General features: G+C 65.8%; 1 protein-coding gene. It reads right to left on the bottom strand.

The window, feature by feature from the left end:
- Positions 1 to 149: 149 nt before the first annotated feature.
- A partial coding sequence (locus tag SB725_RS30925; RefSeq protein ID WP_410923194.1) for an aldehyde dehydrogenase family protein occupies positions 150 to 278 on the bottom strand: 129 nt, incomplete at its 5' end.

The following is a 278-nucleotide window of genomic DNA, read 5'->3' as shown; positions in this document are numbered from 1 at the left end:
CCTGGGGCTGCCCGATCTTGACGGCGCGCAAGGGCGCACGCTGGGCAACGGAGAGGGGTTCGCAGTCCATGAAGGCTACCTCTGCGTGAGTGCGCCAAGGGCCGAGGGGCCGCCAGGCGCATTCGCTATTGTTGTTGTGAGGTTGTGGGTCAAATCGGGTAGTGCCGCGCGCCATGCTGCACGGTAACCCAACGCAACTGGGTGAAGGCATCGATGGCCGCCGTGCTGCCGAAGCTGCCGTAACCGCTGGCCTTGACCCCGCCAAACGGCATCTGCGC

Origin of the sequence: Pseudomonas sp. SIMBA_041, assembly GCF_046535095.1 — a bacterium.
Classification (GTDB): domain Bacteria; phylum Pseudomonadota; class Gammaproteobacteria; order Pseudomonadales; family Pseudomonadaceae; genus Aquipseudomonas; species Aquipseudomonas mucoides.
The sequence above is the reverse complement of the archived record's forward strand: the minus strand, read 5'-3'. Positions and strand labels throughout refer to the sequence as shown.